12 protein-coding genes and 1 pseudogene are annotated in these 16,395 nt (G+C 40.7%); 11 read left to right on the forward strand and 2 right to left on the reverse strand.

Going from position 1 to position 16,395, the window contains the following annotated elements:
• Positions 1–153: 153 nt before the first annotated feature.
• The 3 genes and pseudogenes from Q0541_RS31235 to Q0541_RS31245 all read left to right on the forward strand — a co-directional run.
• Positions 154–429 carry a GlsB/YeaQ/YmgE family stress response membrane protein gene (locus Q0541_RS31235; protein WP_298920294.1) on the forward strand — a complete coding sequence of 92 codons (276 nt, stop codon included), beginning with the start codon at positions 154–156 and terminating at the stop codon, positions 427–429.
• Positions 430–607: 178 nt separating this feature from the next.
• Positions 608–1,300, forward strand: a complete 693-nt coding sequence (locus Q0541_RS31240; RefSeq protein WP_298920296.1) for a manganese catalase family protein — start codon at positions 608–610, stop codon at positions 1,298–1,300.
• A 414-nt stretch (positions 1,301–1,714) separates the two neighbouring features.
• A pseudogene (locus Q0541_RS31245) lies at positions 1,715–1,876 on the forward strand (DUF3891 domain-containing protein); the annotation flags it as partial.
• Positions 1,877–2,205: 329 nt separating this feature from the next.
• On the opposite strand, the gene psaK reads toward Q0541_RS31245, so the two are convergent.
• Positions 2,206–2,466, reverse strand: a complete 261-nt coding sequence (psaK, locus tag Q0541_RS31250; RefSeq protein ID WP_298920297.1) for a photosystem I reaction center subunit PsaK — start codon at positions 2,464–2,466, stop codon at positions 2,206–2,208.
• A 798-nt stretch (positions 2,467–3,264) separates the two neighbouring features.
• Between psaK and Q0541_RS31255 the strand changes: the two genes are divergently transcribed.
• The 6 genes from Q0541_RS31255 (at position 3,265) to cls (ending at position 13,100) form a co-directional block, all read left to right on the forward strand.
• The gene (locus Q0541_RS31255) at positions 3,265–4,638 is read left to right on the forward strand and encodes a glycosyltransferase family 1 protein (RefSeq protein WP_298920300.1); all 1,374 of its coding nucleotides are present in this window, start codon (positions 3,265–3,267) and stop codon (positions 4,636–4,638) included.
• 638 nt (positions 4,639–5,276) lie between these two features.
• Positions 5,277–7,016: an NFACT family protein gene (locus Q0541_RS31260; RefSeq protein WP_298920302.1), complete on the forward strand. Its 1,740-nt coding sequence runs from the start codon at positions 5,277–5,279 to the stop codon at positions 7,014–7,016.
• A 788-nt stretch (positions 7,017–7,804) separates the two neighbouring features.
• Positions 7,805–9,409 carry a DEAD/DEAH box helicase family protein gene (locus Q0541_RS31265; RefSeq protein WP_298920304.1) on the forward strand — a complete coding sequence of 535 codons (1,605 nt, stop codon included), beginning with the start codon at positions 7,805–7,807 and terminating at the stop codon, positions 9,407–9,409.
• Entirely contained in the window at positions 9,339–10,553 is a 1,215-nt protein-coding gene (locus tag Q0541_RS31270; protein WP_298920307.1) for a DUF790 family protein, read from the forward strand. Before Q0541_RS31265 ends, Q0541_RS31270 begins: the two co-directional genes overlap by 71 nt.
• Positions 10,554–10,807: 254 nt before the next feature.
• On the forward strand, positions 10,808–11,656 hold the full coding sequence (locus tag Q0541_RS31275; protein WP_298920309.1) for an endonuclease/exonuclease/phosphatase family protein: 849 nt from the start codon (positions 10,808–10,810) through the stop codon (positions 11,654–11,656).
• 1 nt (position 11,657) lies between these two features.
• Positions 11,658–13,100: a cardiolipin synthase gene (gene cls, locus Q0541_RS31280; RefSeq protein ID WP_298920310.1), complete on the forward strand. Its 1,443-nt coding sequence runs from the start codon at positions 11,658–11,660 to the stop codon at positions 13,098–13,100.
• A 219-nt stretch (positions 13,101–13,319) separates the two neighbouring features.
• Here the strand turns inward: cls and Q0541_RS31285 are convergent, their stop codons facing one another.
• Positions 13,320–14,012 carry a PD-(D/E)XK nuclease family protein gene (locus Q0541_RS31285; protein WP_298920312.1) on the reverse strand — a complete coding sequence of 231 codons (693 nt, stop codon included), beginning with the start codon at positions 14,010–14,012 and terminating at the stop codon, positions 13,320–13,322.
• 618 nt (positions 14,013–14,630) lie between these two features.
• Here Q0541_RS31285 and Q0541_RS31290 point away from each other — a divergent pair.
• A complete protein-coding gene (locus Q0541_RS31290; protein ID WP_298920315.1) occupies positions 14,631–15,065 on the forward strand; it encodes a hypothetical protein in 435 nt (144 codons plus the stop codon).
• Positions 15,066–15,140: 75 nt separating this feature from the next.
• Positions 15,141–16,395, forward strand: a 1,255-nt coding sequence (locus Q0541_RS31295) for an NB-ARC domain-containing protein (protein ID WP_298920317.1), incomplete at its 3' end; no start/stop codon positions are given.

A 16,395-nucleotide genomic window follows, 5' to 3' on the forward strand; every position in this document is an offset into this window, starting at 1 on the left:
TTTAGCATTTTAATGGTATAAGCGCAGATTTATATCTAATCTGGATGTAAAGTTTTTTGTCTAACTTTTGGATTTAGCATTTATCCCATGTGGTAGAAAGAATTGTGAATAAAAGTTGATAAGTTATATATAAGTGAAATGGTTGAGGCAGTTATGAGTATTATTGCTTGGGTAGTTTTAGGAATTTTGGCAGGTGCGATCGCTAAGGCTACTCATCCTGATTATCAAGGTGGTGGAACTATCTCGACAATAGTTTTGGGTATCATTGGTGCTTTTGTCGGTGGAAGTCTATTTACCTTGATACAAGCAGGAACTCTGCAAAATACTGCGGCTGCTGCTTTAACTCTTCCTGGTGTTTTAGTGGCTGTGCTCGGCGCAATTGCTGCTATTTATCTATGGGGATTAATCAGAAGAAGCAGCAATGCCTAACTGTTAATCGGTAGTTATCAACCATTAGACGAATGCTGTGTTTTTTCAGTCTTCTAGCTAACTAGCTTTAGAAACATATAAAGTCTCTAATTAGCTAGAAAAAACTTGAAAATTCCTCGCAGATAAAAAATTCAGTCGATCCATTCTGTAAGAACACTATTTTCGGAAGAATAACAGTATGTTTTTTCACAAAAAAGACCCGATCCATACAGTAAAGATTAGTGAACCAAATCCTCGTTATGCTCAATTACTTCTAGAGCAGTTTGGTGGAGCTACTGGAGAACTTAGCGCAGCCCTGCAATATTGGGTTCAATCATTCCATGTTGAAAATGCTGGAATTAGAGACATGCTCCAAGATATTGCGCTCGAGGAATTCGGCCATTTAGAAATGGTTGGTAAACTCATCGAAGCTCATACCAAAGATGTGGATCAAACAGAGGCTTTTAAGAGCACTCTATTTGCAGTTAGAGGGGTGGGGCCTCATTTTCTAGATAGCCAGGGTAATACTTGGACTGCAAGTTACTTAAATGAAGGCGGAGATGTAGTGCGTGATTTGAGAGCTAACATTGCAGCAGAAGCCGGTGCTCGTCAGACTTACGAAGCATTGATCAAGTTGGCAACCGACCAAGGAACCCAAGAGACATTAGTCCATCTGTTAACACGAGAAATTTCTCATACTCAGATGTTTATGAAAGCTCTAGATTCACTGGGTAAGTTGACAGAGCCATTCTTTGGTAATGTTAAGCCAGATGAAACTGTTGCTCTTTACTACAACCTATCTACAAACGGTAATGGTAAGGATGAGCGTGGCCCTTGGAATTCTGAGCCAACATTCAAATACGTTGCTGATCCGCTAGCAAGTCACTCTTAATTGCATAAGCTGTAGTTAGAGTATAGGTTGATTGAGGCACAAATGTTTTTGACAGATTGTTGTGTTGAAAATTCTCAATCATCCGGTGGGCAACTAGCCCACTTTATTTTGTCATTATTGAGTTGTTTGCCCATACCAAAGATTTTTTAGGTAAAATTTAGCTATATTCAACCTATAGCAATCTTAAATCATTTTTGGACACCAAGATTCTCGGCTTCTTTAAGAAGTCGGGAATCTAAACTTAGCAGTATTTGCTGACATTAATTTTGGTACAACATGTACTGTGGATACATATGCGCCATGAAGAATAGACTATCTAACACTCAATTGAGAATGCTATAAATATTAAGCCACACTAAAGAAGTCAGAGCGATCGCCCTTCAATATCTACATCAACATTTCTGACTTCAGAAATTAATTCAACTTAAAATCAAAACCTTCCAGGACGATAAATTCACAGTCAACGTCGAAGCCTGCGATATCTCCCAGGTAAAATTTGAGAGTAGCACCGAATTAGCTCAAGCACTACAAGAAGCCCCCATCAAGGTGCTAAAGTGGACATTTGTTAAGAGTTAGAGTCAAGGGGAGGAGGTTCGGAAGTGGGGTTTTTAGTATACTTTACAACTTTTCAAATATCTTCTTAAAGGGATAGCAATACGTTGGTTAATATCTGGAATAGCAAGCACTCTGAGAAAGCTCTACAGGATAATAAGCTTCATCCAGCTAAAAAAATCTGTTACTTGCTTTTTTATTGATCCCTACAATAGAGCCATATCTTATGATTGCACTCACTATTTAAGACATTAAAACTCAGTATTCAATAAATAAAGAGCCAGAGAACTAACTTTCTGGCTCAAAGCTGGAGACAAAAGAATCATCAAATAAAGGCTAACTTAGGTAAAAACCTAAATTCTTCCCAGGTTATGCAGCCCTAAGACAGCGCCCACTCCTAAAATATGACCAAAGGCGGTACTTGCTAAAAGGGCTGGTAAACCAAAATTACCAAGGAAATTGACTGAGGGTAGTTTTGGTTCTGCGTTGGGATACTTGATGGTAGATTTGCCAATGACAATGGCAATGATATTGGCAATAATGATAATCAGTCCAACTGTCGGACTCCATTGCAGAGGTGTAGTTGCAGCAGCGAGTAAGGTTGAAGTAAACACCTGATTTGCTCCTGAAATTTATTAATGATTGAAAATATAATCTGAAACTTTCCGAAGCAAATTCCAGAAAGTACCCAATTTTGCATCAATATTTAACAGTTATTCTTACTACTTAATACAACGTGAGTTCAAGGCGGTAAGTTGACTGTAGTAACTGCTTTGAACTTCAATGTGAGAAGTAAGTGTTTTTTAGTTTTAAATTATACCGGATTATCAAATACCAACAAGAATTAATTGCGGGTAAAAAACACAACACTATTAAGTCTTAGTAATTTATTTGGCGATCGCAACGATACTTTTAGGACTTACGCACAGGTAACGGAAAACGAACCACAGAGGAAGCAGAGGTCACGGAGAAATGAGAGTTTGAGAGGGTTTTTGCGTAAGTCCTATACCTGCTCTGGCTGTCACTGCTTTTTACAGCGGATTGCAAGTTAGTAAGCTACGTGCTTTGGTCTACAAGCCTGATAGAAAACCTTTTTTAATCCTGACTCCGACTGTAACTTTGTCGAACTCACGTCAATGCATCTCATCTATGGAATTTTATACATACAATAAAAAAGTATAATTTTCATCTATCAAAAGTATTAGATATAACTATAGTAATTTCATCTATCTAAAGAAATTAAATATTCATATTTGCCCTAAGAGTATACTTCTGGCAGAGGATGTAAAAAAATATTAGACATAATAAATTAAAATCAATATTAATCAAAGTTCCTAAACAATTCAGGAAAGTGTGCTATACACGGACTTGGAATAGCTGAAAACTTTGTTAAAATCAGCACCACACAAACTATGAACTCTACCACCGAAAAACGTATTGCCTTGATTTCCGTCCACGGAGATCCGGCGATTGAAATAGGGAAAGAAGAAGCTGGGGGACAAAATGTTTATGTGCGCCACGTGGGTGAAGCACTAGCGCAGCTAGGATGGCAAGTTGATATGTTTACCCGCAAAGTGAGTCTGGAGCAAGACTCAATTGTTGAACATAATGATAATTGTCGAACTATTCGTTTAAAAGCTGGCCCCCTTGAGTTTGTGCCACGAGATGATCTTTTTGATTTTCTGCCAGAATTTATAGATAATTTCCTTAAATTCCAAGTAAAAAATGAAACTACATACCAGTTAGTTCACACTAACTACTGGCATTCTAGTTGGGTGGGGATGAAGTTAAATAAAATCCAAAATAGTAAACAGGTTCACACCTACCACTCCTTAGGAGCAGTCAAGTATAAGACTATAGAAAATATTCCTCTGATTGCTAGTCAGCGATTAGCAGTGGAAAAACAGGTTTTGGAAATAGCAGATCGAATTGTGGCGACAAGTCCGCAAGAGAAGGAACATATGCGATCGCTAGTTTCCAGTAAAGGCAATATCGACATCATTCCCTGCGGTACAGATATTCAGCGGTTTGGTTCGATCTCCCGAGAAGCAGCCAGAGATAAATTGGGTATTGAGAAAGAAGCCAAAGTTGTATTATATGTAGGACGTTTTGACTCACGCAAAGGTATAGAAACCTTGGTGCGTGCAGTAAACGAGTCTGGGCTACGTGACTCCAACAATCTCCAGCTAATTATTGGTGGTGGTAGTACTCCAGGTAACAGCGACGGGATTGAGCGCGATCGCATTGAGCAAATCGTCAACGAATTGGGGATGAGCGACTTTACCACTTTTACTGGTCGTCTCAGTCAAGATATTTTGCCAACTTATTATGCAGCTGCCGATGTTTGCGTTGTTCCTAGTCACTACGAACCCTTTGGACTCGTGGCGATTGAAGCGATGGCAAGCGGTACACCAGTTGTCGCTAGTGATGTCGGCGGACTTCAGTTTACTGTGGTTGATCAAAAAACTGGTTTATTGGCACCAGCACAAGATGTAGATGCCTTTGCCTCTGCCATTGACCGAATTCTCTTAAATCCAGAGTGGCGAGACGAATTGGGTAAAGCTGGCAGAAAGCGCGTCGAAAGCAAGTTTAGTTGGGATGGCGTAGCAAATCAACTGAGTGAACTTTACAGCCAACTGTTGCAGCCACAACCAGTAGCGTCAATAGCAAAAGAACTAGTGCAGTCAACAGCCGAATTAGTGCAATCAACAGCAAAAGAACTAGTAGAGTCAACTGCCGAATTAGTGCAGTCAACAGTAAAACAGCCAGTTTTTATTACTAAATAATTCTCTTGTGTAACAGATAATGGTGAATCGGTAACTCGGAAGTAAGCAATAATTTTCTTTTCCTAGTCTTCAGTCACCATTACTCAATCATTTCTGCTAAATATTTATCTAGGGTGAGTGATTTGCACTATTGGTTTAATTAGTGAGAATTACTTAGCCAATTTATTCCTATATAAATTGGTTGACAAATTTGCCTTTTTAACAGTTATTAATAGCAATTGTAAATTTACCAAGACTTCCTGCCGAATTGATGGCGTTAGTAACCATAAGTATATGTCTCTGTAATCTAAACTTATAACTTCAGGTTTAATATTACAAAAATCAGATTTATTATTATAACACTTACACAATCAAATCTTGCTTATAAAATTAAAGCAGTCACAATTACAGTACTTTGGGTTTAACTTTGGCAGCGATCGCTTCAGCTTGCAAAACTAGATACTAAAAGCAACCTGTATAAAAAAGTAAGTTATTACTTAAGCGTAGAAGTCTATTTTATGATAGATTTCTGCGTTTTTTTATTCGCAGCTATCACCAAACCAAGTAACCGCTATGATAGTTGAGGTCTACTATGCTTTAACTAAACAAAAATAAAAGCATAGCGATCGCTACCATTTGAATGTTAATAACTAATCGCTTTGCAACCAGTTGACTTTACCACTCTCACAGCTGCTTGTAGCGAAATCCGCGCTAACTGGCTACCATCACGCTTAGAACAGGTTTACCAGCGCGATCGCTACACTATTGCTATGGCATTACGCACCCTCAAACAGCGAGATTGGCTAGAGATTTCTTGGCATCCTCAAGCTGCACATATTTGTATTGGCGATCCACCACCGCGATCGCCAGATACCTTTACCTTTAGCCAACAACTAATACACCAATTGAGTGGTTTGGCATTGGTGGCTATTGAAGCGATCGCCCCTTGGGAGCGGGTTATTGATTTGCAATTTGCCCGTCGTCCCGGAGAAAGCGCCCTGTATCATGTCTATGCAGAAATCATGGGCAAGTATAGTAACGTCATTCTCACCGACGCCAGCAATATAATTATCACCGCTGCTCATCAAGTCAGTCAGCAACAATCTAGTGTCCGTCCCATCCAAACCGGACAATTTTATGAAACACCACCGAAACTGACTGGAACTGTCCCCAGTTTGAGCGAATCCCAACAACGTTGGCAAGAACGGGTAAGTTTAGTGCCAGGAGCAATCAAGCGGCAATTACTAAAAAGTTATAGTGGCTTGAGTGCAGCCTTACTAGAGTTAATGCTGCTAGAAGCAAATATTGCACCAGAAACATCCACCGATAGCCTCAACCCCGACGATTGGCAACGGCTATTTGAGCGCTGGCAAGAATGGCTGCAAGCCTTGGATTCCAGTCAGTTTCAACCCGCTTGGACAAAAGATGGCTACACCGTAATGGGTTGGGGTGGAGTTGAAAACGTCAAAGATATTCAGGAGTTACTTAACCGCTACTACAGTAACCAGATCAATCAACAGTTATTTTCTCAATTACGCCATCAATTGAGTCAGAAATTGAATAATATTCTGACAAAATTACGGAATAAGGCGCAAACCTTTAAGACGCGCTTGCAGCAATCAGATCAAGCCGATGAGTATCGACAAAAAGCTGATTTATTGATGGCTCACCTGCAAAACTGGGAACCGGGGATGAAGGAAATTATCCTTTCTGATTTTGATACAAGTTTGCCAGTAGCGATCGCCCTCCAACCAGATAAAAATGCTGTCCAAAATGCCCAAAGTCTTTACAAACAGCACCAAAAGCTCAAACGCGCTCGTTCTGCTGTCGAACCGCTACTGTTGTCAGTGCAGACAGAAATTGAGTATTTAGAGCAAGTAGAAGCTGCGATCGCTCAGATAGACACCTACCAAACAGCAGAAGATTTGCGAACTTTAGAAGAAATCCGCGAAGAGTTGATTGGACAAAAGTATCTAGAAGATCCAGAATACCGCAGCCGCAGCGCCAATGAAGTCCCCAGCACCAACTTTCATCGTTACCTTACCCCCAATGGCTTTGAAGTATTAATTGGTCGCAACAATCGCCAGAATGACCAATTGACCTTTCGTGTAGCTGGGGATTATGACTTATGGTTCCACGCTCAAGAAATTCCAGGGAGCCATGTACTACTACGTTTAGAACCGGGTGCTGTTGCAGAAGAAGCTGATTTGCAATTTGTAGCTAATCTTGCTGCATACTACAGTCGCGCCCGTCAGAGTGATCAAGTGCCAGTAATTTACACTCAGCTAAAACACGTTTACAAACCCAAAGGAGCAAAACCGGGAATTGCAATTTACAAGCAGGAGAGCATCCTCTGGGGAAAACCACAAATGGTCATCATTGGGCATGGGGCAGAATGAAAAATTACATCTTTCCCCTCTGCTGCCCCTCACCTTCCCCATCTATACCCTACAATTTGCTGAATTATCCTGATAGATAGAGGCTTATTAGCTTTGTTCATATCTTTTTTTGATGAATATTCAAGAAAAATCTGTGTTGGCTGTTACAATATTGTTAAGAAAAGTTGCCTGTTGCATTTTGGGAACGCGCAATTGGGTTTTAACTCTCTTGAGAAGACAACACAAAAAACATTTTTCAGACCAGCTGTGGGAGGCTGGTTTTTTTGTATTTAAGGTGCCGATACATTAGTTATGGCATTCAGACCTCTGATGGAACCAAGGCTTGGGATACTTTTATGTCCCTGGTTGCCACGACTCGTAACAACTTTAGATTTTAGATTTTAAATTTTAGATAGAAGACCGCGCTGCTTCACCAAAATCCAAAATCGTTCGACTGAGCGTAGCCGTACTCCTTCTCTACGAGACGCTCCGCGAACGGAGAAGCAAGCTACGCGTAGCGTTCCGCAGGAAAGTCCAAAATCCAAAATTGGCAGATGGAGTAACTGCTTGCCCCAAATTATTGATTGAGCCGATACCTTTTTGCGTTATTAGTAATCAATAGAGTGGGCATTGGGGACTAGAAAATAGGGATTAGTACCGCAAGGCGGAAGTCAAAAGTCAAAATGAATACAGCGTAAGCGTTTCGTTGATTTTGAATAGGTTGTTTATTTCCGCCGCGCTGTACTAGGCAGACAAGGAAGAGTTTTTCTAATCCCCAATACCCAATACCCAATACCCAATGCCCATAAATGGCTCGTACCCCTACATTAAATTTTGATCGTGGCACATTAATTTTGCATCCACCACCACGCGGTAAAGGTTGGATGGACTATGCTACATGGGATGATAGAGTTCAAAAATTCCGCATTCCAGCAATTAGATACCGATCGCTAGTGGAAACACTACAAGCGGAAGATGTTAATTTTATTGATGAGGCGAAGAAATTTTATCCTGTAGATTTGGTTCCCAGTCTGGAAATGGAACCCTATTCTCACCAGACTGAGGCGCTAGCGGCTTGGAAACTGGCGGGTAGACAAGGGGTCGTTGTGCTTCCCACGGCGGCGGGAAAGACTTATTTGGCGCAAATGGCGATGCAGTCAACGCCACGCACGACGCTGATTGTAGTGCCAACTTTGGATTTAATGCATCAGTGGTATGCACATTTGGTAGCGGCTTTCCCTGATGCTGAGGTGGGATTGCTGGGGGGTGGTTCGCGGGATAGAACAGCTATTCTAGTTGCAACTTATGATAGTGCTGCTATTCACGCCGAAACGTTGGGGAATCAATATGGGTTGATTGTTTTTGACGAATGTCATCATTTACCGACAGATTTTAATCGGGTGATTGCTGAATATGCGATCGCACCCTATCGACTAGGACTTTCTGCTACACCAGAACGCACTGATGGTAAACACGCTGACTTAAATATCCTCATTGGTGAAGAAGTATATCGCAAACGCGCTGAAGATTTGGCGGGGAAAGCGTTAGCAGAACATGAAATTGTCCAAATTAAGGTAAAGTTATCCCAACTTGAGCGGGAAAGATACAACCAGTTAATTCAAACGCGCAACGACTTTTTGAAGCAATCAAAAATTTCTTTAGGGAGTTTGCAAGGTTGGCAAATGTTCGTGCAAATGAGTGCGCGATCGCAACCTGGACGGAGAGCTATGTTAGCGCACCGGGAAGCGAAAGATATCGCTTTGGGGACTGATGGTAAATTGCGAATTCTGGTTAATTTATTGGCAGAACATTATCCGGCAAGAATTTTAATTTTTACTGCGGATAATGCGACGGTTTACCGCATTTCTCAAGAGTTGCTAATTCCAGCAATTACTCATCAAACTCCTGTGAAGGAACGGCATGAGATATTAACAAAGTTTCGAGAGGGTAAATATAATACTTTGGTTGCTTCTCATGTGTTGAATGAAGGTGTTGATGTGCCGGCGGCTTCTGTGGCAATTATTTTATCGGGAACTGGTTCGGCTAGGGAGTATACTCAGCGGTTGGGGAGGGTTTTACGGAAGGGGAATATTGAGAATAAGCAGGCGATTTTATATGAGGTAGTGGCGGAGGATACGAGTGAGGAGGGGACTTCGGCTAGGCGAAGAGGTGTGGAAAGAGAAAACGAACCGCAGAGGCACGGAGGACGCAGAGAGGAGGAGGAGAAGAAAGAGAAGTTACAGGTTGTGTACGGGAGTGGAAAGGAAAGGAATTTGAAGGTTGCGGAACAGTTAGAAATTAATTATTCAATCCAAAATCCAAAATCTAAAATCCAAAATTCAGATGTTACCAACAGAGTTACTGATGCATCGCCAAAACGGGGAGGAGATTATTCCGAAGAGACTGAAGATTGATCAGAAAACTTCGGAGTTGGCGATTGAGTTAATTAATTATTTTCAATCAGCGGTGGGGAAGACTCAGGGTGTGCTTGAGCGACAGCTGACTGATTTTGAAGGAGATTCTACAGATTATCGGGTGAAGCGGGGATTAGCTTATATTCTCAAAAGCAGTTTTTGCACTTTTGAGGTAATTAGTCCTCTGGAACCACAAATGTTAAGAGAACGGGTATTTTCGTTGGCTTCAAAGTCTGTTTCTAGTCGGGAATCAACACAAGTTACTCTTAGTAAAGTTGCTGATGAGTTAACTCAAGAACTTGAACGGGAAGTTTTATTAGAACAGGTTCGGAATGGATTATATGCTGATTTATCGGAAAATAAGATTTTGACTGTTTTTGATGCACCAACAGCGCCAGATTTGTTAAATCGATATAACTTATCTCAGGTGCAGGGTGTATTTTATAAAGCCAGTCAACTGATGTTAAATGCTCATCGCAATGTTCCGGGAGAATATAAGCTGTTGTTTCGCTATCTAAAGTTGTTTCAATTGATGGCTTATATTGAGGGCGATGCTGACCACGGGTTTACAATTACCATTGACGGGCCGACGAGTTTGTTTAATCCTAGTACGCGTTATGGGTTAGCGATCGCTAAACTTATTCCCGCTTTACTTCACGTTACCAAATGGAGTCTTTCGTCCATTCTCCAAAGCCGCGACGCCTATACAAATACTTGGAAAACTGGACGTTTCACTCTTAATTCTGAATGTGGTTTGGTATCCCATTATCCACCAGGAAAGCCCTACGATAGTATGCTAGAAGCATCCTTTGCTGATAAGTGGGATGCGTTGAAAAGTGGTTGGGCGTTAGAGCGAGAAGTTGATTTGATCCCAATCCCCGGTAGTGTGATGATTCCTGATTTTCGCTTGGTACATTCTGATGGACGCACCTTCTTATTAGAAATTGTTGGTTATTGGCGGCCAGAATATTTACAAAAGAAGTTTTCTCAGGTGCGACGGGCTGAACGTGACGACTTAATTTTGGCAATTTCCGAGCGCCTTAATTTAGAAAAGGCGGGAGTAAAATTAAATGATGTTCCTGCGAGAATTGTTTGGTTTAAAGATAAGTTATTGCCGAAAGCTGTATTAGCTGTAATGGATTGATTAAGGAAAATGAGATGAAAAGTATAGTAACAATTGCCACAGTTACCAAAGATGGTAAAATCACAGCGTAATTACCACCGCATATTGCAGAAGGTGAACATCAGATGGTTATGCTAAATAGCAAAGTGGTAAAGATGATCTCAGTAGTGAGGGGTACAGCTTATCTATCTATCCAAGCTTTCCAAGTTTGGGCAACATAACTCTGTAACGACTGTCCAATAGCGTTAAGCTAGAAAAAATTTAGTTTAATATTAGTGATGCCTAATATTCAAGAACACGTAAACACTCTCGTTACGAAATTTGTTCCATTTTATAGATTTCTTCGTCTACAAGAACTCACAATTGATAAAAATAATTCCCTCCAAACAGAAATTAATAGTAACTCAATTAAAGTTCTCAGTTGGAATATTGCTAAACAAAACTATAATAAAACTTGGTTAAAAGATTTTTCAACAATAGTTGAAACTTACCAACCCAACCTCATATTTTTACAAGAGTTTTCTCTAAAGTTAGAAGCAGATAAATTAGAAAATTGGCTGAAAATGAATTGGAATTTTGCCCCGAACTTTGTAGATATTCATCATCAAATTTATTCGGGAATTTTCACAGCAGCGACAATCAGTCCTGTTACAAAAAAAGTTATAACTACTAAACATTATGAGCCAATTGTTAGAACTCCTAAAATTTCTTTAGTTACAGAGTATCTGCTATCTGATAAAAGTACAACTCTTCTGACAATAAATAGTCATTTTATCAATTTCGTAGATTTAAATAAATTTAAAATACAATTAAATGAATTAGAGCTAGTGTTATCTACACATTGTGGGCCAATAATATTTTCAGGAGATTTCAATACTTGGAATCAAAAAAGAGCAGTTATCCTCAATCAAGTAACAACTCAATTGGGATTAACGCCAGTAATTTTCGCACCTCATGAGCAGGAGAAAATTAAACGCTTCCTGTTATCACCCCCTTTAGATCATATCTTTTATCGAAATCTCAGTGTGAAGAAAGCCAGTGCTAAGGTGCTAGACCAAATTTGTTCATCCGATCATAAGCCATTGCTGGCAGAATTTACTTATATCAATCCTCAAAAAAATTAAAATGCTTGTAGATGCTGGTGTTTTAGCTATTTTTAGCACAACTACAGTTGTTGTTCATGTCGTGGGAGTTGCACATGCAGCCCATGCAGTGATGAATGTACGTTCTTCCCAAGGGGCAATAGCCTGGAGCATTTCTCTAATTACCTTTCCCTGGCTAGCTATTCCGTTGTATTGGATTTTAGGAAGAACTAAATTTCATGGATATGCTGAAACACTGCGCTCAGTCTATGCACAACACTACAACCTTATTCAGCCGATTTATAGTGACCTTATTAAATTTCAGGTTGCGCCACCAGATAATCTAGCCGAGTTGCAACCATTAGCGAAGGCTTTTACAGAAATTCCTTTCACATCAGGTAATGCTGCCGAATTACTAATTGATGGTCAGCAAACCTTTGAAGCGATGCTGAAAAAGATTGCATCGGCGACAAATTATATTTTGTTCCAATTCTATACTGTTAACGATGACCAAGCTGGTAATGAGTTTAAAGAAGCATTGATTGCTAAAGCCAAGCAAGGAATAAACATCTACTTTCTCTACGATGAAATTGGTTCCAAGAAAATATCTCGCCCTTATATCGAGTCTTTAGAACAGCATGGAATTGCAGTAAGTGCATTTAACACCACCCAAGGTCAAGGTAATCGGCTCCAATATAATTTTCGCAATCATCGGAAAATTTTGGTGGTGGATGGAGAAATAGCATTTGTCGGTGGACTGAATATTGGTGACGAATATTTAGGAAAAAATCCTCGCTTGAGTCCCTGGCGTGACACCCACATGATGCTCGAAGGCCCAACTGTACAAAGCCTACAAAATTCCTTTGTACGAGATTGGTATTGGGCGACTCGAAAACTTCTCGAAGTTAATTGGCAGGTAAAAATTAATCAGGAAACTAATCAAACTGCATTCATTCTTCCTACAGGCCCCGCAGATACGCTACCAGCTTGTAAGCTTTTTTTCGTCGAACTAATTAATCAAGCTCAAACTCATCTCTGGATTGCTAGTCCATATTTTGTACCGGACGAGGCAACATTGTCAGCCTTAAAACTGGCAGCAATGCGAGGTGTAGATGTGCGAATTCTCTTACCAAATCGACCCGATCACTTATTTGTTTATTTATGTTCCTTCTCTTACTACACCGAAATGGAAAAAATCGGTATCAAGTTGTATCGTTACAAAAATGGGTTTATGCACCAGAAAATTATAGTCATTGATGAGAATATAGCAGGGGTAGGAACTGTTAACTTAGATAGTCGCTCTTTTTCCCTCAACTTTGAAGTTATGGGTTTTGTTACCGAGCCTCGGTTTGTCCAAAGTGTGAAAAAGATGTTAGAGGATGATTTAGCTGTCTGTGTTCCTGTTGATCTTGATGAGTACGATAAAAAACCTTTTTGGTTCAAGTTAGCTGTGAGAGTGTCTCGATTGCTGACTCCTTTACTTTAATTACTAATAATTGCCTTTACCTTTAAATCGGGAAATTTCCATATCTGCTAAAAACTTCTCTACAATCCCAATATGCTTGGGTTAAAGATATTTGTAGGTTGGGTTGAACGAAGTGAAACCCAACAAACCACGAAAAATGTTGGGTTTCGTTCCTCAACCCAACCTACGCTGGTTTTGGTTTTTGGCTTTAACCAAGCGTATTGTCTGCAATGCCACTGACTAACTCCAAACACTTTTGCGTTCCCAATACTCGGCAACTCTTTTTTCCCACTGCTCCCAGTAATCTTTGATGAGTGCTGATTCAAACCAAAATATCTCTGCTGGCATTTCTGGAATCGCTACTACCAACAGAGCGTGCTTTAGCTGAATGCCGTAATCTCGATAATACTCGTTAGCTGCTCCTATGTACGCTGTAAGTTGCAGTGGATGTTCATATAAATGCTCAATTGAGCCTTTGGGTTTGTCTGCTGTTTTCCACTCGCAAATACAGGGAATACCTTGATAGCTGGCAATACAATCAACTTTGCCAGAATAGCTCAAATCATGATGAAAAACAGAGCCTTCCACGAGTCTAACTGTGTCGATTTGTTGTAAAACTGGCTTGATACTCTCCCAATAAGGGCGACTCGCTTCGGAACAAACAGGGTTTTGTCCAAGGAGGTAGCGCTCAATTTGTTTGTGTGTTTGGGTTCCCCGACGACTAGCAGATGTAGTAATGCGGGTAGCTTCTTCTGTACCAACACGCGCTTTCCAGTTTGATAATCTGTCTCGGTCTGCTTGTGATTTGGTGGCATTAAGTATTGTAGTCACGCTGGGAAAGCGATTTCCCTTGGCATCTACATAATATTGTTTACCATTTTCTCTTTTGGATGTGGCATTAATCCGTGGTAGCAGTTGGGTATCAGATTGCATCAGTTGGTATGTTGACTTTGAGATTCCCTCAAGAAGGAAAGTGAATAAAACCACTTTCTATTGTAAGGAATGGGGCTGCGGGTAAGGGTTTGTTACAGTGGAAAATGTAACTTTTATCGGTTATTCCTTCAAATCATCCGCCTCTATCTCCTGTGGTTCCAGCAATTTTTTGCGTAGGTGTAGCGCAACTCAGGCATTGCTTCACCTCAAAGTAGCAAAATTCAAGTTCTCAGCCTCAACGTTCAAGTTTTTATCTCGAAGTTCCGAGTTCAAAGGTCGGAGTTCCGAGTTCAAAGGTTGGAGTTCCGTGTTCAGAGGTCGAAGTTCCGTGTTTATTTTTTTAACGAACCGCCAAGGACGCAAAGGACGCAAAGAGAAGGAAGAAATGCTTAACTGAACTGTATTGCGCCATAGGTTATAAACCGATTAATAGCTAAAGTCTTCTAAAGAAGACTGAGAAAAGGTTTGAGTCCACTTGAATGGACTTGCGCTATTAGCTTTGCGATTGATTGCAAGGCAAGATAGGGGGTTAATTGCTAAATGTGTGTGATATATTTCCGAAATAGACAGAACTGCATTTGTATCTCCCAGTGCGATGTCGTATTTCATTACTAAATTATGGAACCTGTAACACTGACGGCTGTTGCAACAGCGATCGCTACTATAGTTTTAACTAAAGCTCTAGAAAAAACTGGCGAAAAGCTTGGTGAAACTGCATTAAATAAAAGTCATGAGTTAATCGAACAGCTACATCATAAAAATAAGTTGCCCTTGTTAGCGGATGCGACACAGCAAAATCCACAGCAGCCGTTAGATTATGGCAAAGCAGTGCTGGAGTTGAAAGCAGCAGCAGACACAGATACCGAAATTGCTCAATCTGTGCGGGAAGTGGAAGCAGCCGCAAATGCTGATCCCCAAGTAGCGCCGAAAGTCCAGGCGTTAGCAAATGAGCTAAACTCGCAACCAGCAACCGTCATTAATTCTACAAAGTTAGCTGACTCTATTAGAACCGTCATTCAGGGAAGTACTTTCACTGGCCCTGTTCAATTCTGACTGTACTCGCCTGAAGAGAAACAGGTAAAGTCAAATCTCTCAACTGAAATACCGCAAAATCTGCCCCTGAGTTGGGTGGTGAAGTTTGTTGGACGTGAAGACGAACTGCAAACCCTTCATCATATGTTGCAGGAAAATAATCAAGTAGCGATCGCAGCGATCGCTGGCATGGGTGGACTGGGTAAAACAGAACTGGCCTTACAATATGCAAAGGATTACCGTGAAAACTACAAAGGTGGAATTTGCTGGTTGCTGGCAAAGGCTGGAGATGTGGGCATTCAAATTGTGCAGTTTGCCAGAACGCAGCTTAACTTAAACCCACCAGAAGATTTGGATGTCCTCACACAAGTGCAATACTGCTTTCGGCATTGGCGTGAGGGCGATGTGCTGCTAGTGTTAGACGATGTTGGGGAATATCAGCAGGTTAAGCCTTACTTACCCTCGTCATCTTCCCGGTTTAAAGTGTTGATTACCACGCGCCAATACTTAGGAGCATCTATAAAGATATTATCTCTAGATGTATTGCAACCAGAAGAAGCGCTGGAGTTATTAAAGTCATTTTTTAAAGAAACACCACAGCGAATTGAGCAAGAATTGGCTGTTGCAAATCAGTTGTGTGAGTGGTTGGGATATTTGCCTTTGGGTTTGGAATTAGTCGGGCGATATTTGGCACGAAAACAAGACCTTTCTTTCACAGAAATGTTGCGGCGGTTGGAGAAAAAGCGGCTAGAACAACCCGCCCTTGTTAAACCAGAAGCCGATATGACCGCACAAGGAGGTGTATTAGCAGCCTTTGAGTTGAGTTGGCAGGAATTAGAAGACAGCGATAAGCAGCTTGGCTGTTTGCTGAGTTTATTTGCCGCCGCACCTATATCTTGGAAGTTGGTGGAACAATGTTTACTAGAAAAAGACGAGGAAGAGTTAGAGGAAATTAGAGATGATACCTTGCTGAAACTGCATTTACTTCAGCGTAAAGGTGAGGAAATTTACCAACTGCATCCACTGCTAAGGGAGTTTTTCCAATATAAGCTTACAGATTTAGAACAGGCAGAAGAATTAAAGCGATCGCTTTGCCAAGTAATCGTAGCAGTTGCCCAATATATTCCTGACTCGCCCACCCTTGAGCAAATCACTGCTGTTTCTCCCGCCATTCCTCATATAGCTGAAGTAGCGAAGAATCTAATTCAATACGTCAGCAATGATGATTTATTTTGGCCTTTCATCGGTAACGCTAGATTTTACGATGGCCAAGGTTTATATAACCAAGCTTTACCCTGGTATAAACAATGTCTAGAAATCACTAAAAAACGCTTGGGAGAAGAACATCCAT

The organism is uncultured Nostoc sp. (genome assembly GCF_937863485.1).
Taxonomy (GTDB): Bacteria; Cyanobacteriota; Cyanobacteriia; order Cyanobacteriales; family Nostocaceae; genus Nostoc.